This window comes from Mycolicibacterium cosmeticum, assembly GCF_000613185.1.
Classification (GTDB): domain Bacteria; phylum Actinomycetota; class Actinomycetes; order Mycobacteriales; family Mycobacteriaceae; genus Mycobacterium; species Mycobacterium cosmeticum.
The window spans coordinates 1666371-1693263 of record NZ_CCBB010000001.1 but is presented as its reverse complement, the minus strand read 5'-3'; the positions used below and the strand labels follow the sequence as shown (position 1 = coordinate 1693263).

The 26893-nt window shown below is 69.0% G+C and carries 28 protein-coding genes; 17 read left to right on the top strand and 11 right to left on the bottom strand.

Annotation, left to right across the window (positions count from 1 at the left end):
- Entirely contained in the window at window positions 1–381 is a 381-nt protein-coding gene (locus tag BN977_RS08040; protein WP_036397038.1) for a rhodanese-like domain-containing protein, read from the top strand.
- On the opposite strand, the gene BN977_RS08035 is transcribed toward BN977_RS08040, so the two are convergent.
- The 3 genes from BN977_RS08035 to BN977_RS08025 are packed head-to-tail and all read right to left on the bottom strand — an operon-like array spanning window position 358 to window position 3896.
- Window positions 358–2064 (bottom strand): alpha/beta hydrolase, encoded by a 1707-nt coding sequence (locus BN977_RS08035; RefSeq protein ID WP_036397037.1) that lies wholly within the window; start codon window positions 2062–2064, stop codon window positions 358–360. The genes BN977_RS08040 and BN977_RS08035 overlap by 24 nt on opposite strands.
- Before the next feature lie 9 nt (window positions 2065–2073).
- A complete protein-coding gene (locus tag BN977_RS08030) occupies window positions 2074–2850 on the bottom strand; it encodes an enoyl-CoA hydratase (protein WP_036397035.1) in 777 nt (258 codons plus the stop codon).
- An 11-nt stretch (window positions 2851–2861) separates the two neighbouring features.
- On the bottom strand, window positions 2862–3896 hold the full coding sequence (locus BN977_RS08025; protein ID WP_036397034.1) for an enoyl-CoA hydratase/isomerase family protein: 1035 nt from the start codon (window positions 3894–3896) through the stop codon (window positions 2862–2864).
- 185 nt (window positions 3897–4081) lie between these two features.
- Between BN977_RS08025 and BN977_RS08020 the strand changes: the two genes are divergently transcribed.
- Window positions 4082–4927, top strand: coding sequence for a Bax inhibitor-1/YccA family protein (locus tag BN977_RS08020; protein ID WP_024450193.1), 846 nt, complete (start codon window positions 4082–4084; stop codon window positions 4925–4927).
- Between the two features lie 60 nt (window positions 4928–4987).
- Here the strand turns inward: BN977_RS08020 and purT are convergent, their stop codons facing one another.
- A complete protein-coding gene (gene purT, locus BN977_RS08015) occupies window positions 4988–6187 on the bottom strand; it encodes a formate-dependent phosphoribosylglycinamide formyltransferase (RefSeq protein ID WP_036397032.1) in 1200 nt (399 codons plus the stop codon).
- 76 nt (window positions 6188–6263) lie between these two features.
- On the opposite strand from purT, the gene BN977_RS08010 reads away from it, so the two are divergent.
- Window positions 6264–7226: a type IV toxin-antitoxin system AbiEi family antitoxin gene (locus BN977_RS08010; protein WP_234709521.1), complete on the top strand. Its 963-nt coding sequence runs from the start codon at window positions 6264–6266 to the stop codon at window positions 7224–7226.
- On the opposite strand, the gene BN977_RS08005 is transcribed toward BN977_RS08010, so the two are convergent.
- Window positions 7223–8440, bottom strand: a complete 1218-nt coding sequence (locus BN977_RS08005; RefSeq protein WP_024450190.1) for an acetyl-CoA C-acetyltransferase — start codon at window positions 8438–8440, stop codon at window positions 7223–7225. The two genes, BN977_RS08010 and BN977_RS08005, sit on opposite strands and share 4 nt — an antisense overlap.
- A 53-nt stretch (window positions 8441–8493) precedes the next feature.
- Complete coding sequence (locus BN977_RS08000; RefSeq protein WP_036397031.1) at window positions 8494–9453, bottom strand: SGNH/GDSL hydrolase family protein; 960 nt, start codon at window positions 9451–9453, stop codon at window positions 8494–8496.
- Between the two features lie 194 nt (window positions 9454–9647).
- Here BN977_RS08000 and BN977_RS07995 point away from each other — a divergent pair, with 194 nt between their 5' ends.
- The 5 genes from BN977_RS07995 to BN977_RS07975 all read left to right on the top strand — a co-directional run bounded on the left by BN977_RS07995 (window position 9648) and on the right by BN977_RS07975 (window position 15255).
- The gene (locus BN977_RS07995; protein ID WP_024450188.1) at window positions 9648–10685 is read left to right on the top strand and encodes an alpha/beta hydrolase fold domain-containing protein; all 1038 of its coding nucleotides are present in this window, start codon (window positions 9648–9650) and stop codon (window positions 10683–10685) included.
- A 44-nt stretch (window positions 10686–10729) separates the two neighbouring features.
- The gene (locus tag BN977_RS07990) at window positions 10730–12124 is read left to right on the top strand and encodes a cystathionine beta-synthase (protein ID WP_024450187.1); all 1395 of its coding nucleotides are present in this window, start codon (window positions 10730–10732) and stop codon (window positions 12122–12124) included.
- A gap of 190 nt (window positions 12125–12314) precedes the next feature.
- Window positions 12315–12941 carry an Rv1078 family RDD domain-containing protein gene (locus BN977_RS07985; protein ID WP_024450186.1) on the top strand — a complete coding sequence of 209 codons (627 nt, stop codon included), beginning with the start codon at window positions 12315–12317 and terminating at the stop codon, window positions 12939–12941.
- Between the two features lie 85 nt (window positions 12942–13026).
- Entirely contained in the window at window positions 13027–14001 is a 975-nt protein-coding gene (locus tag BN977_RS07980) for a DUF2189 domain-containing protein (protein ID WP_036397030.1), read from the top strand.
- Window positions 14002–14082: 81 nt separating this feature from the next.
- The gene (locus BN977_RS07975; protein WP_024450184.1) at window positions 14083–15255 is read left to right on the top strand and encodes a cystathionine gamma-synthase; all 1173 of its coding nucleotides are present in this window, start codon (window positions 14083–14085) and stop codon (window positions 15253–15255) included.
- A 10-nt stretch (window positions 15256–15265) separates the two neighbouring features.
- Here BN977_RS07975 and BN977_RS07970 read toward each other — a convergent pair whose 3' ends face one another.
- The 3 genes from BN977_RS07970 to BN977_RS07960 form a co-directional block, all read right to left on the bottom strand.
- On the bottom strand, window positions 15266–15916 hold the full coding sequence (locus BN977_RS07970; protein WP_036397029.1) for a GOLPH3/VPS74 family protein: 651 nt from the start codon (window positions 15914–15916) through the stop codon (window positions 15266–15268).
- Between the two features lie 49 nt (window positions 15917–15965).
- On the bottom strand, window positions 15966–16460 hold the full coding sequence (gene greA / locus BN977_RS07965) for a transcription elongation factor GreA (RefSeq protein ID WP_024450182.1): 495 nt from the start codon (window positions 16458–16460) through the stop codon (window positions 15966–15968).
- A gap of 211 nt (window positions 16461–16671) precedes the next feature.
- The gene (locus BN977_RS07960) at window positions 16672–17097 is read right to left on the bottom strand and encodes a DUF4307 domain-containing protein (protein ID WP_084172442.1); all 426 of its coding nucleotides are present in this window, start codon (window positions 17095–17097) and stop codon (window positions 16672–16674) included.
- Between the two features lie 111 nt (window positions 17098–17208).
- Between BN977_RS07960 and mca the strand changes: the two genes are divergently transcribed.
- Genes mca through BN977_RS07940 form a run of 4 tightly spaced genes read left to right on the top strand, consistent with a single transcriptional unit; the run spans window position 17209 to window position 20668 of the window.
- Window positions 17209–18075, top strand: a complete 867-nt coding sequence (mca, locus tag BN977_RS07955) for a mycothiol conjugate amidase Mca (protein WP_024450180.1) — start codon at window positions 17209–17211, stop codon at window positions 18073–18075.
- Window positions 18072–18329: a hypothetical protein gene (locus BN977_RS07950; protein WP_024450179.1), complete on the top strand. Its 258-nt coding sequence runs from the start codon at window positions 18072–18074 to the stop codon at window positions 18327–18329. The genes mca and BN977_RS07950 overlap by 4 nt, the downstream gene beginning before the upstream one ends.
- Complete coding sequence (locus tag BN977_RS07945; protein ID WP_024450178.1) at window positions 18313–20283, top strand: thioredoxin domain-containing protein; 1971 nt, start codon at window positions 18313–18315, stop codon at window positions 20281–20283. Before BN977_RS07950 ends, BN977_RS07945 begins: the two co-directional genes overlap by 17 nt.
- Before the next feature lie 10 nt (window positions 20284–20293).
- Complete coding sequence (locus BN977_RS07940; protein ID WP_036398677.1) at window positions 20294–20668, top strand: nuclear transport factor 2 family protein; 375 nt, start codon at window positions 20294–20296, stop codon at window positions 20666–20668.
- 52 nt (window positions 20669–20720) lie between these two features.
- On the opposite strand, the gene trhA is transcribed toward BN977_RS07940, so the two are convergent.
- On the bottom strand, window positions 20721–21479 hold the full coding sequence (gene trhA, locus BN977_RS07935) for a PAQR family membrane homeostasis protein TrhA (protein WP_024450176.1): 759 nt from the start codon (window positions 21477–21479) through the stop codon (window positions 20721–20723).
- Between the two features lie 62 nt (window positions 21480–21541).
- Between trhA and BN977_RS07930 the strand changes: the two genes are divergently transcribed.
- From BN977_RS07930 to BN977_RS07915, 4 genes are all read left to right on the top strand, one after another.
- Window positions 21542–22345 (top strand): (2Z,6E)-farnesyl diphosphate synthase, encoded by an 804-nt coding sequence (locus tag BN977_RS07930; RefSeq protein WP_036397028.1) that lies wholly within the window; start codon window positions 21542–21544, stop codon window positions 22343–22345.
- Window positions 22346–22350: 5 nt separating this feature from the next.
- Complete coding sequence (locus BN977_RS07925) at window positions 22351–23709, top strand: hypothetical protein (protein ID WP_036397026.1); 1359 nt, start codon at window positions 22351–22353, stop codon at window positions 23707–23709.
- 100 nt (window positions 23710–23809) lie between these two features.
- On the top strand, window positions 23810–24220 hold the full coding sequence (locus BN977_RS07920) for a hypothetical protein (protein WP_036397023.1): 411 nt from the start codon (window positions 23810–23812) through the stop codon (window positions 24218–24220).
- Window positions 24221–24313: 93 nt separating this feature from the next.
- Window positions 24314–24721 (top strand): hypothetical protein, encoded by a 408-nt coding sequence (locus BN977_RS07915; RefSeq protein WP_036397021.1) that lies wholly within the window; start codon window positions 24314–24316, stop codon window positions 24719–24721.
- Here BN977_RS07915 and coaA read toward each other — a convergent pair.
- Window positions 24693–25625, bottom strand: a complete 933-nt coding sequence (gene coaA / locus BN977_RS07910; RefSeq protein ID WP_024450171.1) for a type I pantothenate kinase — start codon at window positions 25623–25625, stop codon at window positions 24693–24695. The genes BN977_RS07915 and coaA overlap by 29 nt on opposite strands.
- Before the next feature lie 30 nt (window positions 25626–25655).
- Here coaA and BN977_RS07905 point away from each other — a divergent pair, with 30 nt between their 5' ends.
- Window positions 25656–26867, top strand: a complete 1212-nt coding sequence (locus BN977_RS07905) for a hypothetical protein (RefSeq protein WP_036397019.1) — start codon at window positions 25656–25658, stop codon at window positions 26865–26867.
- The last annotated feature ends 26 nt before the right edge of the window (window positions 26868–26893 follow it).

Below are 26893 nucleotides of genomic sequence, written 5' to 3'. Positions count from 1 at the left end.
ATGAGCCGTATCGACGACGTGCTGGCCGCCGCGCGGGCGCGGCTGCGCCGCCTGCAAGCTCACGAGGTGCCCGCCGCGCTGGAACGCGGTGCGCTGCTGGTGGACATCCGGCCGGCCGCCCAGCGCGCCGCCGAGGGCGAGGTGCCGGGTGCCCTGTTGATCGAACGCAACGTCCTGGAGTGGCGGGCCGACCCGACCAGCGAGGCCCGGCTGCCGCAGGCCACCGACGACGACGTCGAATGGGTGATCCTGTGCTCGGAGGGCTACACCTCCAGCCTGGCCGCCGCCGCCCTGCAGGACCTGGGCCTGCACCGGGCCACCGATGTGGTGGGCGGCTATCACGCGCTGGCCCCGGTGTTAGGTGCCGGCGTTCGGGTGTAGCAGCGGGCGCAGCGCCTCGGTCTTGGCCGGGGTCCAGCCCGGCGGCTGCAGCACGGCCGCCCAGGCGTTGGCGACGTCACGCACGTAGACGTGGCCGTGGCCGTCCGGCACGTCGACGGCCACCGCCATATCGGCCGACACCTGCAGGAATGTCACCACCGGAATCCACTCCATCCGCGGTGAAACGTCATAGCCGCGAGGCTCTTTCAGCCAATCGGGTTCGGCGAACAGCAGATCCGGGTTCCACCACGCGATGGGGTCGGAGGCGTGCTGCATGTAGACCACCCGGGGCGTCGACCACGGATCGGCGGGCCGGTTCAGGTTGTCGGGCCGCGCGACGAACCTCGCGTTCTCGCCCTTGTCGTAGATGGGCAGCCACTGCGGGGAGCCCGCATCGCGGTTGATGGTCAGGTCGGTCCAGATGGTGTTGTTGAACGTCGGCCCGGAGAACAGCGCGCCGTCGGTGCGGGCGACCAGGTTGTTCAGGGCCAGGAACGGCGCCTCACCGCCGAAGGAGCCCAGGCTTTCCCCGAACACCACCAGCTTGGGCCGCTTGTTCTCGGGCAGTTCGCGCACCATCGCGTCGACCTGTTCGAACAGCGCCTGGCCGGCCTGGCGGGCGTTCTCCTTGTCCACCAGGAACGAGATCCAGCTGGGCAGGAACGAGTACTGCATGGACACGATGGCGGTGTCGCCGTTGTACATGTACTCCAGCGCCGACGCCTCGGCCTCGTTGATCCAGCCGGTGCCGGTGGTGGTGGCCACGGCGATCACCTTGCGGTTCAGCCCGCCGGTGCGCCGCAGCTCCTCGGCCGCCAGCTTGGCGATCGCCTTGATCCCCTGCGCCGAGTTGAGCCCGGCGTAGGCCCGGATCGGCTCGACGGCCTTGGCGCCGTTGAACTTCGACAGGTCCGCCACCGACGGGCCGCCGGAGACGAAGATCCGGCCCTGGTGGCCCAGGGACTCCCAGCTGACCAGCGACTGCGGTCCACCCGAACGTAAAGGCGTTGTGGGAGCGGGATTGTCGGGATCGGTCTCGTTGTTGACCGATTCGAAGGTGTTGTTGATGGTGGACATGGCGAACCGCACCACCACGCCGTTGAGCAGCGCGATGCCCAGCGCCAGCAGCAGCGCCACCGCCACCGTCGCCGACACCCGCGGCGGCGCGACCCGCTCCAGCTGGCGGACCAGGAAGTGCACCAATCTGTCGATCAGCTGGCCGATTTCGACGAACGCGAACAGGAAGACGATGGACAGCACCGCCGTGAGCGGGTGGTCCCAGAACGTCAGGCGCGGCACGCCGAACAGATCCCGGACGTCGTCCTGCCACATGTGGAACCACACGATGGCGGCGATCTGGCCGGCGATACCGACCACGACGAGCGCTTTCCACGCCCACTTGGGGGCGGGTGGGCTGGTGTCCTTGGAGCGCATGAACCGCACCAGCCACACCGCGAAGACCCCGAACAGATACCCGAGCGCGCCCGCGGCACCGCTGACCAGACCCTGGAACAGCGGGCCGCGGGGCAGCAGCGACGGCGTCATCGACAGCCAGATGAACAGCAACCCCACGGCGGTGCCGAAGAAGGTGTAGTGGCGAATCCACCAGGCCCGCTTGGGCGCCGGGAGTGCGTCCGGTTGTTCCGGATGTTCCGGTGCTTCGGTCTCGGCGGCGGTGCTCACCGCTCGACTTTAACGATGCGTGAAGTTCGGCGCGCGCTTCTCGGTGAACGCGTTCATGCCCTCGGTCTGGTCGTCGGTGGCGAAGGCCGAGTGGAACAGCCGGCGCTCGTAGAGCAGGCCCTCGGCCAGGGTGGACTCGAAAGCCCGGTTGACCGCCTCCTTGGCCATCCGCGCCGCCGACAACGACATCCCGGCGATGGTGGCGGCGACGGCGTTGGCCTCGTCCAGCAGGCTCTCGGCGGGCACCACCCGGGACACCAGGCCGCTGCGTTCGGCCTCGGCGGCGTCGATGGTGCGCCCGGTCAGGATCAGGTCCATGGCCTTGGCCTTGCCGATGGCCCGGGTCAGCCGCTGGCTGCCGCCCATGCCGGGCAGCACGCCGAGCTTGATCTCGGGCTGACCGAACTTGGCGGTGTCGGCGGCGATCAGCAGGTCGCACATCATGGCCAGTTCGCAGCCGCCGCCCAGGGCGTAGCCGGCGACGGCGGCGATGGTGGGGGTGCGGGTGGCGGCGAACTTGCCCCACAGCGCGAAGAAGTCCTGGCTGAACACCTCGGCGAAGGACAGGTCGGCCATCTCCTTGATGTCGGCGCCGGCGGCGAAGGCCTTCTCGTTGCCGGTGAGGATGATGGCGCCGATGGCCGGGTCGGCGTCGAATTCGGCTGCGGCCGAGGTGACCTCGTGCATCACCTGGCTGTTGAGCGCGTTGAGCGCCTTGGGCCGGTTCAGCGTGATGGTGCCGACCCGGCCGTCGCGGGTCACCAGGATGGTCTCGTAGTCAGGCATCGGGTCTCCTTCTAGAAGGTGAGATCGGGGTCGGCGGAGGCGAAATAGGCGTCGACGGCCGCATCATCGCAGAGTTCCAGCGAGGCGGGCGACCACCGCGGGTTGCGGTCCTTGTCCACCAGCTGGGCGCGGATGCCTTCGACGAAATCGTGCGACTTCATCGAGGCCACCGAGACCCGGAACTCCTGTGCCAGCACCTCTTCCAGGCTGTGCAGGTGGGCCGCGCGGCGCACCGCGGTGAGGGTGACGGCCAGGGCGATGGGGGACCGGGTGGCGATCAGATCGGCCGCGGCCCTGGCTGCCGGGTCGTCGTGGCCGCGCAGGTCGGCGAGGATGTCGGCGACGGTGTCCCCGGCGTAGCAGGCGTCGATCCAATCCCGCTGGGCGGCAAGCTCACTGGCCGGCGGCTCCTCGGCGTAGGAGCGCAGGGCGTCCTCGTGCCCGTCGGTGACGACGGCCTCGGCGAAGTCGGCGAGCCGGTCATGCGGGACGTAGTGGTCGGCGAAGCCCATCGCGATGGCGTCCGCGCCGGTGAACGGGGCGCCGGTCAGGGCGGCGTGCAGGCCCAACTGGCCGGGGGCCCGGGAAAGCAGATAGGTACCGCCGACGTCGGGGATGAAGCCGATGCCGACCTCCGGCATGCCCATCTTGGTCTTCTCGGTGACGACGCGGACGTTGCCGTGTGCGCCCACCCCGACACCGCCGCCCATCACGATGCCGTCCATCAGCGCCACATACGGTTTCGGGTAGCGGCCGATGTGGGCGTTGAGCAGGTATTCGTCCCACCAGAATTTCCGCGCATAGGCGCCGTCGGACTTGGCGCTGTGATACAGCGCGACGACGTCGCCGCCCGCGCACAGGCCGCGTTCGCCGGCCCCGGTGAGCAGCACGGTCGTGACGGAATCGTCGTGTTCCCACGCGTCGAGGGCCCGCGCGATGCCGGCGACCATGACGTCGTTGAGCGAGTTGATCGCCTTGGGCCGGTTCAGCGTCAGGACACCGACGCCGTTGCGGACACTTACTAGGATGTCCTCGTTTTCGGTCACGGATTGCAATCTAGTTCGTCGCCCCGGCGGGTCCGGCGACGGGTAGGGTTTGACCAAGATCAACCTGGACGTTTCCTGAGAGTCCTTCTCAGCGATTGCGGATTTCTCGGGAACCTGCCCAGGCCTGTTGATCGTTGAGTAGGTGTTCGCAGAACCCGGACACCAAGCACAGGAGAGGACCTACGGTGCGCGAGAGCAGCAACCCGGTATTCCGCTCCCTGCCTAAGGAGCAGGGCGGATACGCGCAATTCGGTACCGGAGCCGCAAGCTTCGGTGCGCAGCAGGTACACGCGGATCCCTACGTCACGCCGTACCCGGATCAGCAGCGCGGTGTCTCGCGGCCGCTGACCATCGACGACGTGGTCACCAAGACCGGGATGACGCTGGCGGTGCTGTCGGCCGTCGCCGTCGTCTCGTACTTCCTGGTGGCCGGCAACCTGGCCCTGGCCATGCCGTTCACCCTCGTCGGCAGCCTCGGCGGCCTGGTGCTGGTGCTGATCGCCACCTTCGGCCGTAAACAGGACAGCCCCGCGATCGTGCTGACCTACGCCGCCTTGGAAGGCCTGTTCCTCGGCGCCTTCTCGTTCGTGGTGGCCAACCTGTACGTCTCCGGCATCAGCGCCGGCGCCTTGATCAGCCAGGCCATCCTGGGCACCCTCGGTGTGTTCGTCGGCATGCTCGTCGTCTACAAGACTGGCGCCATCCGCGTCACCCCGAAGTTCACCCGGATGATCGTCGCGGGTCTGTTCGGCGTCGTGGCCCTGATGCTCGGCAACTTCATCATCGGCATGTTCAACGGCGGCGCCGGTATGGGCCTGCGCAGCGGCGGCACCATCGCGATCATCTTCTCGCTGGTCTGCATCGCGCTGGCGGCGTTCAGCTTCCTGATCGACTTCGACGCCGCCGACCAGATGATCCGCGCGGGTGCGCCGGAGAAGGCGGCCTGGGGTATCGCGCTCGGCCTGACCGTCACCCTGGTCTGGCTGTACGTCGAGATCCTGCGCCTGTTGAGTTACTTCAACAACGACTAGCTCGATTGCGAGAAAGGGCGCCCACCGGTGGTGGGCGCCCTTTTCCTTTGCGCGGTCGGCTCATACCGCCCGCGGTTTGACCCGGCTCGCCGCCTCGGCGGCGTTGCGCCGCGCCACATCCACGTCGTCGTCGAAGGCCAATGCCACGCCCATCCGGCGCTTGGTGAAGCTCTCCGGTTTGCCGAACAGCCGAATATCGGTGTGCGGCACCTGCAACGCGGCGTCCACGCCGTCGAACACGATGCCCTCGGCGTCGACGCCGCCGTAGATGACCGCGCTGGCCCCCGGTGATTTCAGGGTGGTGTCCACCGGCAGGCCGAGGATGGCCCTGGCGTGCAACTCGAACTCGTTCTGCCACTGGGACACCATCGTCACCATGCCGGTGTCGTGCGGTCGGGGGCTCACCTCGCTGAACCACACCTGGTCACCCTTGACGAACAGTTCGACACCGAAGATGCCCTGCCCGCCCAGGTTTTCGGTGACCGCCTGCGCGATCTGCTGTGCCCGCTCCAGCGCGACGGCCGGCATCGGATGCGGTTGCCAGCTCTCCACGTAGTCGCCGCTGACCTGCCGGTGCCCGATGGGCGCGCAGAACTGCGTGCCGATCTGACCGTCGGCATCGCGTGCCCGCACCGTCAGCAGCGTGATCTCGTAGTCGAAATCGACGAACCCTTCGACGATGATCCGGGTGTTGCTCACCCGGCTGCCCGACATGGCGTACTCCCACGCGGGCGCCACATCGTCGGGACTGTCGATCTTGCTCTGGCCCTTGCCCGACGAGCTCATCACCGGTTTGACCACGCAGGGGTAGCCGATCTGCTCGATGGCGGCCCGCAACTCGTCGAGCGAATCGCAGAACCGGTACGGACTGGTCGGCAGCCCAAGGGTTTCGGCGGCCAGCCGGCGGATGCCCTCCCGGTCCATGGTCAGCCGGGCCGCCCGTGCGGTGGGGATCACCGTCACCACGCCGGCATCCTCCAGCGCTTCCAGCACCGGGGTGGCGATGGCCTCGATCTCGGGCACCACCAGATCGGGCTTCTCGGCCTCGATCAGCGCCCGCAACTGCTCGGGATCGGTCATCGAGATGGTGCGCGCGTGATGGGCGATCTGCTGGCCCGGCGCGTTGTCGTAGCGGTCGACGGCGATGGTCTCGACGCCCAGGCGCTGCAGCGCGATCAGCACCTCGCGGCCCAGCTCACCGGAGCCGAGCAGCATCACCCGGGTGGCGTTCGGGCTCAGCGGCGTTCCGAGCGTGGTCATGCGTTCAGAGATTCGATTGTGTACACAGATCGCGATTCATCCACAGACGGCGATCCGAGCGCAACCTCGACCGCGGATGGTGTCGGGATCGGTGCGGATGCTGCCGGGCATGAACATCTACACCGAGCCGTTCATCGGCAGCGAGGCGATCGCGGTTGGAGCGGTGAAGAAGCATCAGCTGCGCTCGGGCTTCCGCGCCCTGCTGCCCAACGTGTACGTCGGACCCGACCTCCCGCTGACGGTCGCGCACCGCGCGCGGGCGGCGTGGCTGTGGTCGCATCGCCAGGGCGTCATCGCCGGGCGCACGGCGGCGGCTCTGCACGGGGCGAAGTGGATCGACGAGTCGGCACCGGTGGAGCTGGTGTGGCAGAACGCCCGCGCGCCCAGCGGTGTGCGCACGTCGGCGATGGCGCTGCACGCGACGCAGGTGTGCGACGTCGCCGGGCTGCCGGTCACCACGCCGGTGCGGACCGCCTTCGACCTGGGCCGGCGCCATCCGCTTCGTCGGGCCGTCACCGACCTCGACGCCCTCTGCCGGGCCACCGGCGTCACACCGGAGGACATCCTCGCGGTGGCGGCGCAACATCCCGGAGTGCGCGGGCTGCGCCTGCTCGAGCGGGCGGTCTCGCTCGTCGATCCCGGTGCGCAATCACCGCGAGAGACATGGCTGCGGCTGCTGCTCGTCGACGAGGGACTGCCCGCACCGCAAACCCAGATCCCGGTCCGCGCCGACGACGGGTACGTGTTCGCCTATCTCGACATGGGCTGGCCGGAGGTGATGGTCGCCGTGGAGTACGACGGTGACCAACACCGAACGGACCGTTGGCAATACGTGAAGGACATCCGGCGAATCGCCGAGCTGGAGCGGCTGGGCTGGATCGTCATCCGGGTGGTCGCCGAGGACCGCCCGCGGGAGGTGGTACGACGGGTGCGCGCCGCGTTCGCACGCCGGGGCTGCGCCGAGAGCATCGGGACTGCGCTCAGATCGCGGGAAACGCTGAATTCGCGATCTGAGCGCAGCCTCGAACGCTCGAACTAGGAGAGGCGCTCCACGACCATCGCCATGCCCTGGCCGCCGCCGACGCACATCGACTCGATGCCGAAGGTCTTGTCGTGGGTCGCCAAGTTGTTAAGCAGCGTCGCGGTGATGCGGGCGCCGGTCATACCGAACGGGTGGCCCAGCGCGATGGCGCCGCCGGACACGTTCAGGCGGTCCTCGTCGATGCCCAGGGCGCGGGCCGAGCCCAGCACCTGCACGGCGAACGCCTCGTTGATCTCGACCAGGTCGATATCGCCGATCTGCTTGCCCGCCTTGGCAAGCGCCTTCTTGATGGCCTCGATCGGGCCCAGGCCCATGATCTCCGGGGACAGGCCCGAGACGCCGGTGGACACGATGCGGGCCAGCGGGGTCAGGCCCAGTTCCTTGGCCTTGGTGTCGCTCATGATGACCACGGCGGCGGCACCGTCGTTGAGCGGGCAGGCGTTGCCCGCGGTGATCGTGCCGTTCGGGCGGAACACCGGCTTGAGCTGGCTGATCTTCTCGTAGGTGGTGCCCGCGCGCGGGCCGTCATCGGTGGACACCACGGTGCCGTCGGGCAGCGTGACCGGCGTGATCTCCCGCTCGAAGAAGCCGCTCTTGATGGCGTCCTCGGCGCGGTTCTGGCTGCGCACGCCCCAGTGGTCCTGGTCCTCACGGCTGATGCCGGTGTACAGCGCCACGTTCTCGGCGGTCTGGCCCATGGCGATGTAGACGTCGGGGATCAGCCCGTCCTGGCGCGGGTCGTGCCATTCGGTGCCGCCCTCGGCCGACGTGGCGGTGCGCGCCTGGGCCTCGTCGAAGATCGGGTTCTTGCTGTTGGGGGCACCGTCGGCGGCGCCGACGCCGAAGCGGGACACCGTCTCCACGCCCGCGGAGATGAACACGTCCCCCTCGCCGGCCTTGATCGCGTGGAAGGCCATCCGGGTGGTCTGCAGCGACGACGAGCAGTACCGGTTGACGGTGGTGCCGGGCAGGAAGTCGTAGCCCAGTTCGACGGCGACGGCGCGGGCGATGTTGTAGCCGGCCTCACCGGCCGGCTGCGCGCAGCCCATCATCAGGTCATCGATGTCGGTGGGATCCAGCGACGGCACCTTGTCCAGTACGGCGCGGACGATCTGAGCGGCCAGGTCGTCGGGACGAATGGTGGCCAGCGACCCCTTGACGGCGCGCCCGATGGGCGAGCGGGCGGTGGCGACGATGACGGCTTCGGGCATGAGAGCTCCTCGGGTCACTTACAAGGGTTCGACTATGACAGCTACCCCAGAACCTAACCCGTGACGGGAGCGACGATCGGCGCGGGTACGCCCGTGGTGCGCCGCCACAGCCGGCTGACACCGCTCAGCCGGTGCAACAGCGTGCCGTCCCCGCTCCGTGATTCCAGCGCCTCCTCGACGTCGGAGTCGACGGTGAGCAGGCCCAGTGCCCGCGCCAGGGCCGGCAGCAGCTGGTTGGCGGCCAGCGCGTACCCGGCGGCCGACGGGTGGAACATGTCCGAGGAGAACAGCACCTCCGGGGCCTTGTAGAACTCGGGAGCGAGCAAGTCCGAGAAGGGAACTGCCACGCCACCGGCGCCGTGCACCGCCGAGGCCTGCATCCGGGCAAGTCGCAGTCCCAGCGTGCGGGTGACCAGGCGCAGGGGCTGGGGAATCGCCGTGATGACGCCGAAATCCGGGCAGGTGCCCACGACCACGACCGCCCCGCTGTCGCGCAACCGGCGGACCGCGGCGCCCAGCCGGCGGGCGGACGCGCTGAGGCCGTTGAGCGCGGTGATGTCGTTCGCGCCGATCATGATCACCGCCGCGTCCGGTGGCGGGCCGGCCACGTACATGGCGTCGATCTGGCCGGACAGGCCCTTGGAGGTGGCCCCGACGATCGCCTTGGTGCTCAACCGGATCCGCTGGCCCGACTCCTCGGCCAGGCCGCGGGCGAGCAACACGCCGGGCACTTCCTCGGCGACCGTGCAGCCGTATCCCGTGGCGGTCGAATCACCGAACACCATGAGATGCAGGTCGAACGGGACGTCGCGCTGAAAACGCTGCACCGGGCCACCGCCGGGGGAGTAGACGCCGTCGGCGCGCGGCGGGATATCCCAGGACTTGGGGATGACCCGGCGCGTCTGCGCGGCTTGTCCGGTCAGCAGGGTGCGTGCCCCGACATAGGCCGAACCCGTCGATGCGAGGGTGGCCGCGGCTGCCAGGGCGATGGTCGACCGACGCGGTGTGCCCACACCTCGATTTTAGAGGCCCGATGACCGTTGTCGGTGAGCCGCAGCTGTCCGTCCGGTCACGTTGCGGTATCGAGTGCGGTACCAAATGGGCTCATTGATTTGTTGAACAAATTGACGGTGGCAAGCTAAGTTACACCGGTTGGCTAAGTAACCAGACTTATCCGGGCACTACGACGGCGTAGGAAGTGGTGGCGATGACGGCACCAAGCAAGGTCTCAGGCTCCCCTCGTGCTGCTATCAGCGCAGCTAGGGCCCACCAATCGCGTAGGTTCCCGGTCAGTGACTGGGCCCCGGTCGAAGTCGTCGAGGACGGCCCGAGCATCGCGGGACGGCTGGCCGCACTGGCCGCTCGGATGACCATCAAGCCGATTCTGGCAATCGGCAGCCACGCACCCACGCTGCCCTGGCCGTTCGGGATCGTCGACTTCGCCGCGCGCGTGCTGCGGCCCTCGCCCGGCACCGTGCGGGCCACCATCGCGTTGCCGAAGTGCACGGCCCAGTTGGTGCGTGCCGACGGGGTGCTGCCCGCCGACGGGAAGCGCAGCGTGGTGCTCTATCTGCACGGCGGCGCGTTCCTGGCGTGCGGGGTGAACTCGCACGGCCGGCTGGTGGAGAGCCTGTCGAAGTTCGCCGACAGCCCGGTGTTCGTCGTGAACTACCGGATGCTGCCCAAGCACTCGATCGGGCAGGCGATCGACGACTGCTACGACGCCTACAGGTGGCTGCGGCTGACCGGCTACGCGCCCGAGCACATCGTGCTGGCCGGTGACTCGGCCGGCGGCTACCTGGCGCTGGCGCTGGCGCAGCGGCTGCTGGCCGAGGGAGAAGAACCGGCCGCCATGGTGACGCTGTCGCCGCTGTTCGAGATCGACAACGCGGGCCGCGCACAGCACCCGAACATCGACGGCGACGCGATGTTCCCGCCGAACGCGTTCGACGCACTGGTCGAGATCATCGAGCGGGCCGGTGACAAGCGCCACGAAGAGGTGTACGAACCGCTGGACCACATCGAGCCGGGGCTGCCCCGCACGCTCATCCACGTCTCCGGTTCCGAGGTTTTGCTCAACGATGCGCGAAAGGCCGCGCGGATGCTTGCGGCCGAAGGCGTCCCGGTCGAGGTGCGGGTGTGGCCTGGCCAGATGCACGTCTTCCAGATCTGCGGGCCGTTGGTCAACGAAGCGACCCGTTCGCTGCGCCAGATCGGTGCCTACATCCGCGAAGCCACCTGGTGACTCCCCGCTTGGTGGGCGGTGGCGCGGCCTGACACGATGGATGCATGCGCATCGCCAGGCACATCAGTGACCTCATCGGTAATACCCCGCTGGTTCAGCTGAACTCGGTGGTGCCCGCCGGCGCGGGCCTGGTCGCCGCCAAGATCGAATACCTGAATCCGGGCGGCAGTTCCAAGGACCGCATCGCCGTCAAGATGATCGACGCGGCCGAGGCCAGCGGTGCCCTGAAAGCGGGCGGCACCATCGTCGAGCCGACCTCCGGCAACACCGGTGTGGGACTGGCGCTGGTGGCGCAGCAGCGCGGTTACAAGTGCATCTTCGTCTGCCCGGACAAGGTCAGCGAGGACAAGCAGAACGTGTTGCGCGCCTACGGCGCCGAGGTCGTGGTGTGCCCGACGGCCGTGCCGCCGGATCACCCGGACAGCTACTACAGCGTGTCCAACCGGCTGGTCGAGGAGATCCCGGGGGCGTGGAAACCCGACCAGTACTCCAATCCGAACGGGCCGGCCAGCCACTACGAGACCACGGGTCCGGAGATCTGGGCCGACACCGAGGGCAAGATCACGCATTTCGTCGCCGGCGTCGGGACCGGCGGCACCATCACCGGGACCGGCCGCTACCTCAAGGAGGTGTCCGGCGGCCGGGTCAAGATCGTCGGCGCCGACCCGGAGGGTTCGGTGTACTCCGGCGGGACGGGCCGTCCCTACCTGGTCGAGGGCGTCGGTGAGGATTTCTGGCCCAGCGCCTACGATCCCGCGGTACCCGACGAGATCATCGCCGTGTCGGACGCCGATTCCTTCGACATGACGCGCCGGTTGGCCCGTGAGGAGGCGTTGCTGGTCGGCGGTTCTTGCGGGATGGCCGTCGTCGCGGCGCTGCGGGTGGCCGAGCGGGAAGGGCCCGACGCCGTCGTCGTGGTGTTGCTGCCCGACGGCGGACGCGGTTATCTGTCAAAGATTTTCAACGACGCGTGGATGTCGTCGTACGGCTTCCTGCGCAGCCGGCTGGACGGCTCGATCGAGGAGCTCACCGTCGGGAACATCTTGCGCCGCAAGTCCGGTGCGCTGCCGGATCTGGTGCACACCCACCCGTCGGAAACCGTGCGCGACGCGATCAACATCCTGCGCGAGTACGGGGTCTCGCAAATGCCGGTCGTCGGCGCCGAGCCGCCGGTGATGGCCGGTGAAGTGGCCGGCAGCGTATCCGAGCGGGAGTTGCTTTCCGCGGTGTTCGAAGGGCGAGCAAAACTGGTCGACGCCGTGGCCGACCATATGAGCGCCCCGCTGCCGCTAATTGGTTCGGGTGAACTGCTCAGTACCGCGGCGAAGACATTGCGCGATTACGACGCGTTGATGGTCGTCGAGGACGGCAAACCGATCGGCGTGCTGACCCGGCACGATCTTCTGGGGTCTTTGTCCGAGGGCGGTCTACGTCGGTAAACACCGCGTCGTTCGGTCGGTGCGCCCGGATTGCTGATTGCGAAATCAATTACCGACGCTAAAGATTGGCGCGCCGCGAGCATTGTGTCGACCCGGTGAAGAAATGGCTATGGCGGCCATTTTCGGCGAATTCTCAGGTAGGGTGACACCGCTCATAGTCAGCTAATTTCCGTCACCTTGGAAGGCGTCCATGACCACTCCTCCGCCACCGCCTGGGAATTATCCGCCGCCGCCCCCACCGCCGGGTGGTTATCCGCCTCCGCCGCAAGGCGGTTTCCCGCCTCCGCCGCCTCCGGGTGCCGGGTTCGGTGCAGCCGGTCCGGGCGGGGCCCTGGGCGCGTTGCCGAAGGAGTCCTACACGCCGTGGCTGACCCGCGTGCTGGCCTGGCTGATCGACTTCATCCCGGTGGCGATCCTGGAGGGCATCGGCTACGGCCTGCTGCTCGGCACCCAGGAAACCGTCTGCGTGACGGACACCTCCGAGTACGACCTCGGTGACTTCTGCGCCAGCGGTGCCTCCACCCTCGGCCAGTTGTCGTTCTTCATCACCTGGGCGCTGTCCATCGCGTATCTGGTGTGGAACTACGGATACCGGCAGGGCACCACCGGGTCCAGCATCGGCAAGGGCATCATGAAGTTCAAGGTGGTCAGCGAGAAGACCGGTCAGCCAATCGGTTTCGGCCTGTCCATCGTGCGGCAGCTGGCCCACATCGTCGACGGCATCATCTGCTATATCGGATACCTGTTCCCGTTGTGGGATGCCAAACGCCAGACGCTGGCCGACAAGATCATGACGACGGTCTGTCTGCCACTCTGACCTAGGCTCCAACAAAGCGCCGGTCCGCGAACACACTGCGCGGGCCGGCGTTTCACCGTAACGACCGATTCACGAGAGGGAGTTCATGACTCAGCCACCACCGCCGCCGGGCAACTATCCGCCGCCCGGTGGCTACCCGCCGCCGGAGAACGTCCCGCCCGCCGGCGGCTACCCGCCGCCGCCCCCGCCCGGTGGCTACCCGCCGCCGCCCGGCCCCGGTGCCTACCCGCCGCCTCCCGGCAACTACCCGCCGCCGCAAGGGAATTACCCGCCGCCGCCACCGCCGCAGGGCGGTTACGCGCCGCCGCCGCCGCCGGGATACCCGGCCGGCCCCGGCTTCGGCGGCCCCGGCCAGGGCTTCAACGTCGGTGAGGCGTTCTCCTGGGCGTGGAACAAGTTCAGCAAGAACGCCGGCGCGCTGATCGTGCCGACGCTGGTGTACGCGCTGATCATCGGTGTGCTCGGTGGCATCGTCTACGGCCTGGCGTTCGCACTGGCGCCCAGCGGAGTGACCACCTACGACTCCTACGACAGCGGCTTCAGCTACGAGTACAGCGCCGGGTTCGGCGTCGCCAGCTTCGTCGTGATCGCGCTGGGCGGCATCGTCTTCCTGGTGCTGCTGGCGGCCATCTCGTCGGCCTACATCGGCGGCGTGCTGGACATCGCCAATGGTGTTCCGGTGAGCGCAGGTTCGTTCTTCAAGCCACGCCAGATCGGCCCCGTCATCGTCGCCACCCTGCTGGTCGGTATCGCAACGGCGATCGGCAGTGTGCTGTGCTACATCCCCGGTCTGATCGTGTCGATCTTCGCCTTCTTCACCACCGTCGCCTTGCTGGACCGCAACCTGTCGGCCATCGACGCGATCAAGGCGAGCATCGACATTGCGAAGAAGAACTTCGTCCAGGTGTTGATCGTCTGGCTGCTGTTCTCGGTGATCCTCGCCGTCGGCTCGTTCCTCTGCTACGTCGGCCTGTTGGTGGCCGCACCGGTGGCGATCCTCTTCGAGGTGTACGCCTTCCGCAAGCTCACCGGCGGACCGGTTGCCGCGCTGACGCCGTAACCAGCCGTCGAACCGAAACGGGGTGGACCACCGGTGGTCCACCCCGTTTCGCGTTTCCCGGGGCGCACTAGCCTTGTCGGTATGAGCGAGCAGCGTTCGGCGAAAGATGCACACCGTTGGCAGGGATTGGCGACCAGGGCGATCCACGCCGGGTTCCGGCCGGACGCCGCCACCGGCGCGGTCAACGCACCCATCTATGCCAGCTCCACGTTCGCCCAGGACGGCGTCGGCGGCCTGCGCGGCGGTTTCGAGTACGCCCGCACCGGCAATCCCACCCGGGCCGCGCTGGAGGCCTCGCTGGCCGCCGTCGAGCAGGCGGACTACGGGCGCGCGTTCAGCTCCGGGATGGCCGCCACCGACTGCGCACTGCGCGCCGTGCTGCGCCCGGGCGACCACGTCGTCATCCCCGACGACGCCTACGGCGGCACTTTCCGGTTGATCGACAAGGTGTTCACGCACTGGGGCATCAGCCACACGCCCGTCCCGCTGTCCGACGTGGACGCGGTCGCCGCGGCGATCACCCCGCAGACGAAGCTGGTCTGGGTCGAGACGCCCACCAACCCGCTGCTCAATATCGCCGACATCGCCGCGCTGGCCGAGGTGGCCCGCGAACGCAAGGTGAAACTGTTGGTGGACAACACCTTTGCCTCGCCGGCGCTGCAGCAGCCGCTCACCCTCGGTGCCGACATCGTGCTGCATTCGACCACCAAGTACATCGGCGGGCACTCCGATGTGGTCGGTGGTGCCCTGCTGACCAACGACGAGGAACTCGACACCGCCTTCGCGTTCCTGCAGAACGGCGCGGGGGCGGTGCCGGGCCCGTTCGACGCCTACCTGACCATGCGGGGCCTCAAGACCCTGGTGCTGCGCATGCAGCGGCACAGCGAGAACGCCGCGAAGGTCGCCGAATTCCTGGCCGAGCATCCCGCCGTCGGCACGGTGCTGTATCCGGGGCTGGCCGGCCACCCCGGGCACGCCGTCGCGGCCAAGCAGATGACCGGGTTCGGCGGCATGGTGTCGGTCCGGCTCAAGGGTGGCCGGCCCGCCGCGCACGAATTGTGCGCGCGCACCGAGATTTTCATTCTCGCCGAGTCGTTGGGCGGGGTGGAGTCACTGATCGAGCATCCCGGCGCCATGACGCACGCGTCGACGGCCGGGTCGCAGCTGGAGGTGCCCGACGATCTGGTCCGGCTGTCGGTCGGGATCGAGGAATCCGCCGACCTGATCGGCGACCTGGAGCAGGCGCTCGGCTGACCGGCCGAGGTCAGCCGGCCAGCGCCGGCCGCAGCGCCGACGCCGTCACCGCCAGGTTGACCTCGGCCAGTCCGGTCGGCTGTTCGTCGACCCAACTGCCCAGCGCGATCTCGCCGGCCCGGGCGTGCACCCAGCGCCAGCCGCGGTCATTCAGGCTGAGCAGCGCGCCCAGTCCGTCCACTGCGTGCAGCAGCGAGATGATCGCCGCGGTCGGCGGCGGTGGTGGCTGCCGGTCGAACAACGCCGCCAGCAGCGCGCCGCGCGCCGGATCCACCCGATCCCGGCGCAGCAGCGGCAACAGCGTGGTCTTGCCCTGGGGCACCCGCCGCAGTTGGCCGGCCCGCTCCAGGTGTTCCACCAGTAGGCCCTCGGTGTGCTTACCCAGTTTGGTCAGCGCGGCCGCCGGCCGCAGCGGCCTGCGGGCCAGCGCGGTGAAGGCGGGGCCGCTGACCGGGTCCAGCGGGGTGGTACCGGTCAACGCCACCAGGTGACCGGACGGCACGGGCTCGCCGTCCACGACCGGACGGACCCGGCAGGCATGAGCCAGATCGAGCAGCACCGCCGCGCCGAGCACGCGACGGCTGCGCTGGCGCTCCAGAGCGGGTAGCCCCGATGAGTTGTCGAGCAGTAACAGAAACAGGTCCTCGGCGATCTGGGCCATCAGGCGATAACCCTAACCGTCGCCGAGGACCTGTCCTCTGCGTGTGTGCTCAGGGGTGGTACGGCTCCGCGCTGACGAGGGTGACCTCGACGGTGCTGCCGTTGGGCACGGTGTAGCTGCGGGTCTCGCCCACCTTGGCGTCGATCAGCGCGCCGCCGAGCGGCGAGTTGGGGGAGTAGACCTCGAGCTTGCCGTCGCTGACGCCCTCCTGGCGGGTGGCGATCAGGAAGGTCTCGGTATCGCTCTTGTCGCCGTCGTAGTAGACCTTGACCACCGAACCGGGCAGCGCGACGCCGGACTGCTTGGGGGCCTCGCCGACCTTGGCGCTGTTCAGCAGTTCCTGCAGCTGGCGGATGCGCGCCTCCTGCTGGCCCTGCTCCTCGCGCGCGGCGTGGTAGCCGCCGTTCTCCCGCAGGTCGCCCTCTTCACGGCGGTCGTTGATCTCGGCGGCGATCACCGGCCGGTTGGCGATCAGCTGGTCCAGCTCCGCCTTCAACCGGTCGTGTGCTTCCTGGGTCAGCCAGGTGACCTGGGTATCGGTCATATCCTCGCGCTCCTGTCGTTGTTTCTTCTGCGCTCATGCTGCGTGGGTGCTGCGGCGTGGTGCCGCGTTCGCAGCCGCATATTGCGCGCTAAAGCAGCAATACACGGCTCCACCCGGAACCGTGTATCGGACCAGTCTACCACCGGCAGGTCAACGGATTTTCACGATTTGGCTGTTCGGCGTTGGTTGCGCCGTCGCCTGGACGCCGTGCTCAGGGCGCCTTGAGATACCCCGGCACGTCGGTGCCGCAGCCGTAGATATCGCCGACGACGGGCGGCTTCGTCGTCTTCACCTCGGTGGTCACCTGCACCGACGTCTCGGTCGACGGTGGCACCAGGATTTCCCGGCGGCCCACCTCGCCGCCGTCCTTCGAGCGCGCCCGCACGATGCACACCACCGGGCGCGCCGGGTCGGCGCGTGTCACCGTGATGGTGACCGCCACCGTCCGGTCGTCGACCAGCCGGTATGCGCCCAGTTCACCCTTGACGTCACCGCTGCCCAGCCGGTTGAAGGCCACGAACGCCAGCGCGACGCCGGCCAGCACGATCAGTGCGGTGAGCCCGATCGCCACCCGGCGCCGGGTGCTGCGAGACAATCGCTGACGCCCGTAGCGGGCGGCGGGACGGTCGATGGTCAAGGTTTTGGCTGCCCGTCGGTCGGTTGCTTCTCCTAGGACTGGAACTATAGGACGGTGGGCATGAAGGGAAGACGGCCGCGGTTGTTGGAAAAAACCGTTGAATGAGACGAGATGACTGAACTGCGATTGATGGCGGTACACGCCCACCCAGACGACGAGTCCAGCAAGGGCGCGGCGACCACCGCGAAGTACGCGGCCGAAGGGGTCCGCGTCATGGTGGTCACGCTGACCGGCGGCGAGCGCGGCGACATCCTCAACCCGGCCATGGACCTGCCCGAGGTGCACGGCCGGATCGCCGAGGTGCGCCGCGACGAGATGGCCAAGGCCGCGGAGATCCTCGGGGTCGAACATCACTGGCTGGGCTTCGTGGACTCCGGCCTGCCCGAGGGTGACCCCCTGCCGCCGCTGCCCGAGGGGTGCTTCGCCCTGGTGCCGCTGGCCGAACCCGTCGAGCGGCTGGTGCGGGTGATCCGCGAGTTCCGGCCGCACGTGCTGACCACCTACGACGAGAACGGCGGGTATCCGCACCCCGACCACATCCGGTGCCACGAGGTCAGCGTCGCCGCCTACGAGGCCGCCGCCGACTACCTGCGGTTCCCGGACGCGGGCGAGCCGTGGGCGGTGTCCAAGCTGTACTACAACCACGGCTTCCTGCGGCGGCGCATGCAGATGCTGCAGGACGAGTTCACCAAGCACGGCCGCACCGGCCCCTTCACCAAGTGGCTGGAGCACTGGGACCCGGAGTTCGACGTGTTCGAGGGCCGGGTCACCACCCGGGTGGAGTGCGCCGAGTACTTCTCCCAGCGGGACGACGCCCTGCGCGCCCACGCCACCCAGATCGACCCGAACGGGGATTTCTTCCACGCCCCGATCGAGTGGCAGCAGCGGCTGTGGCCGACCGAGGAGTTCGAACTGGCCCGCTCCCGCGTGCCGGTGCAACTGCCCGAGACCGACCTCTTCGCGGGAATCGAACCATGACCGACACGCTGCTCCTGGTCGCCGGCCTGCTGGCCGAGGACGGTCCGCGCGACACCGGGCCCGACTTCGGCAAGGCCAGCCCGCTCGGCCTGGTCATCGTGGTGCTGCTGCTGATCGGCACCTTCGCGCTGGTGTGGTCGATGAACCGGCACCTCAAGCGGCTGCCGGAGTCGTTCGACCCGGATCATCCCGAGCCGGATCAGGCCATCGACGAGGGCACCGCGGGCGAGGTCAAGGATGACCCCAAGGGGTAACACCCTGGGCGGGGCGACCAGCCCGTACCTGCGCCAGCACGCCGACAACCCGGTGCACTGGCAACAGTGGGGTGCGCAGGCACTGGCCGAAGCGGCCGAACGCGACGTCCCGATCCTGCTGTCCGTCGGGTACGCGGCCTGCCACTGGTGCCATGTGATGGCGCACGAATCCTTCGAGTCCGCCGACGTCGCCGCGGTGGCCAACGCGCACTTCGTGTGCATCAAGGTCGACCGCGAGGAACGGCCCGACCTGGACGCCGTGTACATGGCCGCGACCGTCGGCCTGACCGGGCAGGGCGGCTGGCCGATGACGTGCTTCCTCACCCCGGACGGCCGGCCGTTCTTCGCGGGCACCTATTACCCGAAAGACGCCTTCCTGCAACTGCTCTCGGCCGTCGAGCAGACCTGGCGGGAGCGTCGCGACGAGGTGGAACGGGCATCGGACGGGATCGCCGGTGAACTGCGCGCCATGGCGGGTGGACTGCCCGGCGGGCCGGCACTGCAACCCGCGTTGTGCGACGACGCGGTGGCCGCGGTGCTGCGCGACGAGGACCGCCGGCACGGCGGCTTCGGCCGGGCGCCGAAATTTCCGCCGTCGGCGCTGCTGGAGGCGCTGTTGCGACACCACGAGCGCACCGGGTCCGGACTGGATGCCGTGCAGCGCACCTGCGAAACGATGGCCCGCGGTGGCATCTACGACCAGTTGGCCGGCGGCTTCGCCCGCTACAGCGTCGACGACGCCTGGGTGGTCCCGCATTTCGAGAAGATGCTGTACGACAACGCATTACTGCTGCGGGTGTACGCACATTGGGCGAGGCGGACCGGAAATCCGTTGGCGCGCAAGGTTGCCGACGAGACGGCCCGGTTCATCATCGACGAGCTGGGCGACGGCGGGATGTTCGCCTCGTCCCTGGATGCCGACGCCGACGGGGCCGAGGGGTCGACCTACGTGTGGACACCGGCGCAGCTGCGCGACGTGCTCGGTGACGACGACGGCGCCTGGGCCGCTTCGCTTTTCGGTGTGACCGAGGCGGGCACCTTCGAACACGGAACCTCGGTGCTACAGCTGCGTGCCGACCCGGATGACCCAGTGCGGTTCGCCGGGGTGCGCGAGGCCCTGCTGGCGGCGCGGGCCCGGCGGGTCCAGCCGGGCCGCGACGCGAAGATCGTCACGGCGTGGAACGGGCTGGCCATCACCGCGCTCGCCGAGGCCGCCGTCGCGCTGGGCCGCCCCGGCTACCTGGACGCGGCAACGGAATGCGCCCGCGCGCTGCTGGGCCTGCATCTGGTGGACGGCCGGCTGCGCCGGGCCAGCCTGGGCGGGACCGTCGGGGACAGTGCCGGGATCCTGGAGGACTACGCCGCGCTGGCCACCGGGCTGCTGACGCTGTACCAGCTCGGTGGTGACTGGTTGCCCGAGGCGAGCGCCCTGCTGGACACCGCACTGGACCACTTCGCCGACGCGGACGGGCGCTGGTTCGACACCGCCGACGACGCCGAGGCGTTGGTGCTGCGCCCCGCCGACCCGTTGGACGGCGCGACCCCGTCCGGTGCGGCGCTGGTCACCGAGGCGTTGCAGCTGGCCGCGCACCTGACCTCCGAGCAGCGCTACGCGACGGCCGCCGCGGCCTCCCTGGCGGCGGCCACGTCCATCCTGGACAGGGCCGCCCGCTCCGGCGGGCACTGGCTGGCCGTCGCCGAGGCCGCGGTGCGCGGACCCCTCCAGATCGCCGTCGCCTGCGACCCGAACGACTCCGAACTGCTCACCGCGGCACGGGCATTGGCGCCCGGCGGGGCCATCGTGGTGGGCGGTCGCGCCGACAGCACCGAACTGCTGGCCGGGCGGGACCGCGTCGGTGGGCGCGACGCCGCGTACGTGTGCCGGGGCCGGGTGTGCGACCTGCCGGTGACGACGGCGCAGGATCTGGCCGCGGCGCTGAGCCGGGCCGTGTAGCGTGCGGCCCATGCCCAGTCCCGAGCAGATCACCGCCACCGTCCACCGCTACCTCGAGCTGGTCGCCGGCGGCGCGGCCGACGAGGTCGCCGAGCTGTACGCCTCCGACGCCACCGTCGAGGACCCGGTCGGCGGCGAGGTGCACATCGGCCGGCAGGCCATCCGCGGCTTCTACGCCAACATCGAGAACGTCAAGGGCAAGACCGAGATCCACACCCTGCGCGCGCTCGGCCACGAGGCCGCCTTCTACTGGCGGCTGTCGTTGGATTTCGGCAACGGCACCGGGATGAGCATCGAGATCATCAGCGTCATGACCTTCGACGCGGACGCCAAGATCACGTCGATGAAGGCCTACTGGGGCCCGGACAACGTCACCAACGACTGAGTGATTTCGGCGCGTTTTGCCGCGCTCACCGCGGGTGAGCGCGCCGAAATCGCTACCCGCTGAAGACGGCGAACCACATCGCGATGTAGTGGCAGATGGCCGCGACCGCGGTGCAGGCGTGGAAGAACTCGTGGTGCCCGAACGTCGTCGGCCACGGGTTGGGCCATTTGAGCCCGTAGAGCACCCCGCCGATGCTGTACAGCGCACCGCCGACGATCAGCAGCACCACGGCGGCGACCCCGGCACCGTCCATGATCGGGCCGATGAACCACGCCGCCACCCAGCCCAACAGGATGTACAGCGGCACCCCGACCCAGCGCGGCGCCGACGGCCAGAACGACTTCAGCAGCACCCCGGCGATCGCACCGCCCCAGACGATCCAGAACAGCACCATGCCCTTTTCCGACGGCAGGGCCAGCAGCGCGAACGGGGTGTAGCTGCCCGCGATGAAGATGAAGATCATCGAGTGGTCGGCCCGCTTCATCCATTTGCGGGCGTTCGCCGATTTCCACGTCACCCGGTGATAGGTGCCGCTGACGGCGAACATCGCGACGATGGTGAAGGTGTAGAGCAGGGTGGCCAGCCCGGCCCGGGTGCCCTGCAGCGACCAGGACACCGAGACCAGCGCCGCGCCCGCGATGAACGCGACCACGGCGGAGTACACGTGGATCCAGCCCCGGGCCCGCGGCCTGCCGAGGAACTGCGCCACTCCGTCGACGACGACGGCGGGCAGGTCTCCGGGTTCGTCGTAGCCGGGCACGACGCGCGCCGCGGAGCGGTAGGGCTTGGTGGTGTCGATCGGGGTCGTCATGTCTCTTGTCACCTCCACTGACTGGCATGGGGGATCTTGGTCGCCACAGTAGTCTGATTTTCGTGGAGATCATTCCCCCGCGTCTCAAGGAGCCGGCCTACCGGCTGTACGAGATGCGGTTGCGCAACGAACTGCAGCGGTCGAAATCCGAACTCCCTCGTCATATCGCGGTGCTGTGCGACGGGAATCGCCGCTGGGCACGCGATGCCGGGTATGACGATGTCAGCTACGGCTACCGCAAGGGCGCGGCGAAGATCGCCGAGATGCTGCGCTGGTGCCAGGCCGCCGGGATCGAGCTCACCACGGTGTACCTGCTGTCGACGGAGAACCTGGGCCGCGATCCCGAGGAGCTGTCCTCGCTCATCGAGATCATCACCGACGTCGTCGAGGAGATCTGCGACCCGGCCAACCGCTGGAGCGTGCGCACCGTCGGTGACCTGGAGCTGCTCGGTGAGGAGCCGGCCCGGCGGCTGCGGGAGGCCGTCGAGGGCACCGTGAGAACGGCGAATGCCGGCCCCGGCTCGCTGCACGTCAACGTGGCGGTGGGGTACGGCGGCCGGCAGGAGATCGTCGACGCGGTGCGCGCCCTGCTGGCCAAGGAAGTGGCAAACGGGGCGACCGCCGAGCAGCTCATCGAATCGGTCACCGTCGATGCCATCTCGGAGAACCTGTACACGTCCGGACAGCCCGACCCGGACCTGGTGATCCGCACCTCGGGTGAGCAACGCCTCTCCGGATTCCTGTTGTGGCAGAGCGCATATTCGGAGATGTGGTTCACCGAGGCGCACTGGCCGGCGTTCCGCCGGGTCGACTTCCTGCGGGCGCTGCGCGACTACACCAGGCGCCACCGGCGCCACGGCCTGTAACCATCATGGCCGGGCTGTCGGCGGTCGTCTTCGCACTCAGCTGGTGGCTCGGGTTGTACCTGCTCGCGCGCAATCCGCGTAAGCCCGTGCTGGCGTTGGCCGCGGCGGGGCTGACGAGCTTCGCGGTCGTCGTCGCCCTCGACGCGGTGCGGGTGACCACAGATTCCACCGCACTCGGGCGGGTCGAGGTCTATCTGGTGGTGCTGCCCGGCGTGTTCTGGTTCGCGGTGCTGCTGGAACTGGCCCGGCCCCAGGACAACCCACCCCGCCGGGTCCGGGAGTCCGCCGCGATCGCCGTGGTGGCCGCGGTGGGGTTCACCGGCGCGGCGCTGGCCGGCAGCGTGGCGGGGCCGCTGCGCGCCGGGCACTGGCTGATGTTCGGCGCGGTGTCGGTATCGGCGCTCGGGGCGATGGCCGCGACGACGCTGCGCCCCGCCCAGCCGACGCCGGTGCGGCGTTTCGTGCTGGTGGCCACCCTGTTCTTCGCACTCGGCAACGCCATCCTGGTGATCCCGCTGGAGCTCGTGCCGAGTTGGCTTGCCTTGGCCTCCACCGGGTTCGACGTGGCGCTGCTGGGCATCGCCGTCGCGCTGTCGGACGCGTTCGACGAGGGGCAGGCGTTACGCGCCGACATGCTTCGGTCGTTCGCGGCGACGGCGGTGGTGGCGCTGTTGTTCGGTGCACAGGTGCTGATCGGGCTGGCGGTGACGGGCCCGTCCGCGGAACTGCCGTTGACGGTGTTGCTGTTCACCAGCATCGCGGTGGCCGTCACCATCAACGTGCTCGCCGATCCGCTGGCCGGGCTGTTGGACCGGGTGACGTTCTCCCGCTCTCCGGTGCTGCGCGCCGATCGCGCCGCGTTGCGCCGCACCGAGGCCGCCCTGCCGCTGCGCAAGGACAGCCCGCTGGACCAGATCGACGACGAGACGTTCGCCCGGCTGACCCGGCGTGCCCTCGGCCACTACGGTGACCTGTCCAAGTTGGTGGCCAGCCCGCTGACCGCGCTACCGGTCATCGACGCCCGGCTCGCATCTCGGGGCGCGCCGGATCAGCCGCTGGAACGGGCCAACGAACTCAAGGCGCTGCTGGCCGACCGCATCGCCGCGCTCAAGCCACGCGACGGCGGCGACTTCGGCACCAGTGAGCAGTGGCGGCACTACAACGCGCTGTACTTCCCGTACGTCGCGGGGGTGCGGGCCTACGCCCAGAACGCCACCGCCGCCGGGCTCGATCCCGTCGCCCGGCGGGCCTGGCAGTGGCTGGCCACCGAGGTGCCGCAGCGCTCGCTGCACAACTGGCAGAACGCGGCAGCCCGGGTGATCGCGGCGGACCTGCGCGCCGGACAGGCGGTCAACACCGGCTGAGCTGGTCTTGGCAGTGTCTGGCAGCGACGCGTGCAGACCTGGCAGCGGCTTTTCCGCAGTGTTGGGCATGTCCGACACACCTCAACGACGAGGAGCTGACATGACCGCCATCCTGACCCGACCACCGCTGTCCGACAGTACGGATTCCCTGCTGCGGTTCGTCATGCGTGCCGACGCCACGGTGTGCGCGGGCACCGGCCTGCTCGTGGCGATGGCGGCCGATCCGCTGTCCCGGCTGTCCGGCCTCTCGGCGGCCGGCGAATGGATCATCGGGGCGGCCCTGGTGACCTACGGCGCCGTGCTCTATCTGCTCGCCGCCGCCCCGGCGTTGCGGCGCATCGGGATCGGCGTCGTCACCGCCAATGTGCTCATCGCGGTCACGACGGTCGCCGTGCTGATCGCCGGCGTCCTGCCACTCACCACCGCGGGTATCACGCTCACGCTGGCGGTCGTCGCCGCCACGCTCGGCTGCGCGTGGTTGCAGTACCTCGGAGTGCGCCGGCTGGCGTGACTCCCGCCCACCCGGTGCGGGGCCGTCCCCATAGAGGTTGTGGTGATGTCCCCGCACCGGTCCCTCGTCACCTCCACCGAAAGGACTGTTTCGATGACCGCAATCACCACCCGTTCCGGCAGCGGACTGCTGCGCTACGCCATGCGCCTGGACGCCGTGCTGGTCGGGATCACCGGTATCCCGTTCGTCGTCGCGCCGGGCTGGTTGGCGTCGCTGACCGGCATGCCCACCGGCGTCGAACTGGGGCTCGGGATCTTCTTCCTGGCCTACGGCCCGACGGTGTACTGGCTGGCCGGCCGCGAACGGGTGCGCCCCGGCGCGATCGCCACCATCACCGCCAACGCCTTGTTCACCGTCGGCTTCGTCGCCGCCGAGGTGGCCGGGATCTGGCCGCTGACCGGGTGGGGCGTGGCGCTGCTGCTGGGCGGTGCGCTGTACACCGCGGTGATCGGCGGCGTGCAGTACGCCGGGCTCAGAGCTTACGCAGCCGCAAACGGTTGATGGAGTGGTCGGAATCCTTGCGCAACACCAGGGTTGCGCGCGGCCGGGTCGGCAGGATGTTGTCGATCAGGTTGGGCCGGTTGATCGAATGCCAGATGTCGCGGGCGGCGAAGATCGCCTGATCGTCGGTCAGCGTGGAGTAGTGGTGGAAGTGTGACGCCGGGTCGGCGAAGGCACCGGCCCGCATCGACAGGAACCGCGAGATGTACCACTGCTCGATGTCCTCGATGCGGGCGTCGACGTACAGCGAGAAGTCGAACAGGTCCGAGACCATCAGCGCCGGCCCGGTCTGCAGCACGTTGAGACCCTCCAGGATGAGGATGTCGGGCTGGCGGATGATCTGGTGTTCACCGGGCACGATGTCGTACAGCAGATGCGAATACACCGGCGCGGAAACGGCTTCGGCGCCGGACTTGACCGCCGTGACAAAGCGCATCAGCGCCCTGCGGTCGTAGCTCTCCGGAAAGCCCTTGCGGTGCATGATGTTCCGCCGGCCCAGCTCGGCATTGGGGTAGAGGAACCCGTCGGTGGTCACCAGGTCCACGCGGGGGTGGTGTTCCCACCGGGCCAGCAGCGCCTTGAGCACCCGGGCGGTGGTCGACTTGCCCACCGCCACACTGCCCGCCACCCCGATGATGAACGGCACCGGGGTATCGGGTGTCTGCTCGCCCAGGAACTCGGAGGTGGCGGCGAACAACCGCTGATGGGCGGCCACCTGCAGGTGGATCAACCGGGCCAGCGGCAGGTAGACCTCTTCGACCTCCAGCAGGTCGATCTGCTCACCCAGGCCGCGCAACCCGCGCAGTTCGGCCTCGGACAGTTTCAACGGGGTCGCCATGCGCAGCGCGCGCCACTGCGCTCTGTCGAACTCCACATATGGGCTCGGCTCACTCGGCCGCGGCATGCGGTCAGTCTTGCATCTACGGTTGTGGGCATGGACGCCGGTACGGATTCAGAGTCCCTGATTCGCGACTATCTGCTTCTCGGTCTGCGCTTCGACCGCCTGGAGGAGGGCTACGTCGACTCCTTCACCGGTGACCCGCAGCTGCGCCGCCAGGTGGCCGCCGAACCGGCACCGGATCCCGCCGACCTGACCCGTCAGGCGCAGCGACTGCTGGCGCAGGTGCCGGGCAGTGGTCTGGAACCGGCACGCGCGGACTATCTCTCGGCGCACCTGAAGGCGTTGGCCTGTGCGGGTCGCAAGTTCGCCGGCGAACAGGTCGGGTTCGTCGAGGAGGTGCGCGAGTACTTCGACGTCGACATCACCAAGGGCGACCCGCAGCGCTACCGCGACGCACACCGCAAGCTCGACGAGGTCGTCGGCGGCACCGGCTCGTTGGCCGAGCGGATGCAGGCCTACCGCAGCGCCGAGGAGATCCCGCCGCAGCGCCTGGAGGAGGCCATCCACGCCTTCTCGTCGGCGCTGCGAGACCGGGTCCGGGCCACCTTCCCGCTGCCGGAGCGCGAGACCATCACCTACGAGGTGGTCACCGACAAGCCGTGGTCGGGGTTCAACTACTACCTGGGCGACTACAAGTCCACCGTCGCGGTCAACGCCGACCTCAAGCAGCAGATGTCGAATCTGCCGCGGCTGGTGGCCCACGAGTCCTATCCCGGCCATCACACCGAGCACTGCCGCAAAGAGGCCGGGCTGGTCGAGGGCCAGGGCCAGGCTGAGCAGACCATCTTCCTGGTCAACACCCCGCAGTGCCTGATGGCCGAGGGGCTGGCCGATCTGGCCCTGTACGCGGTACAGGGCTCCCATTGGGGTCAGTGGGCACAAGAGATCTACGCCGACCTCGGCCTGCGCTTCGACGGGGAGCGGGCCGTGGCGGTGGCCGAGGCGTCGGCCGCGCTGGCCGACGTCCGGCAGGACGCGGCGCTCATGCTGCACGACGAACACCGCGACGTCGACGAGGTGGTGTCCTACCTGTCCACCTGGCTGCTGACCTCGGAGAGCCGGGCCCGGCAGATGCTGAAGTTCCTGTCCTCGCCGCTGTGGCGCGCCTACACCAGCACCTATGTCGAGGGCTACCGGCTGCTGCGGGGCTGGCTGGACGCCCGCCCGGCCGAGGTGTCGCTCACCGAACGGTTCGGGCGGCTGCTCGACGAGCCGCTGATCCCCTCGGCGCTGCGGGTGGTCTGATCACCTGGTAAACGGCGTCGTCGGCG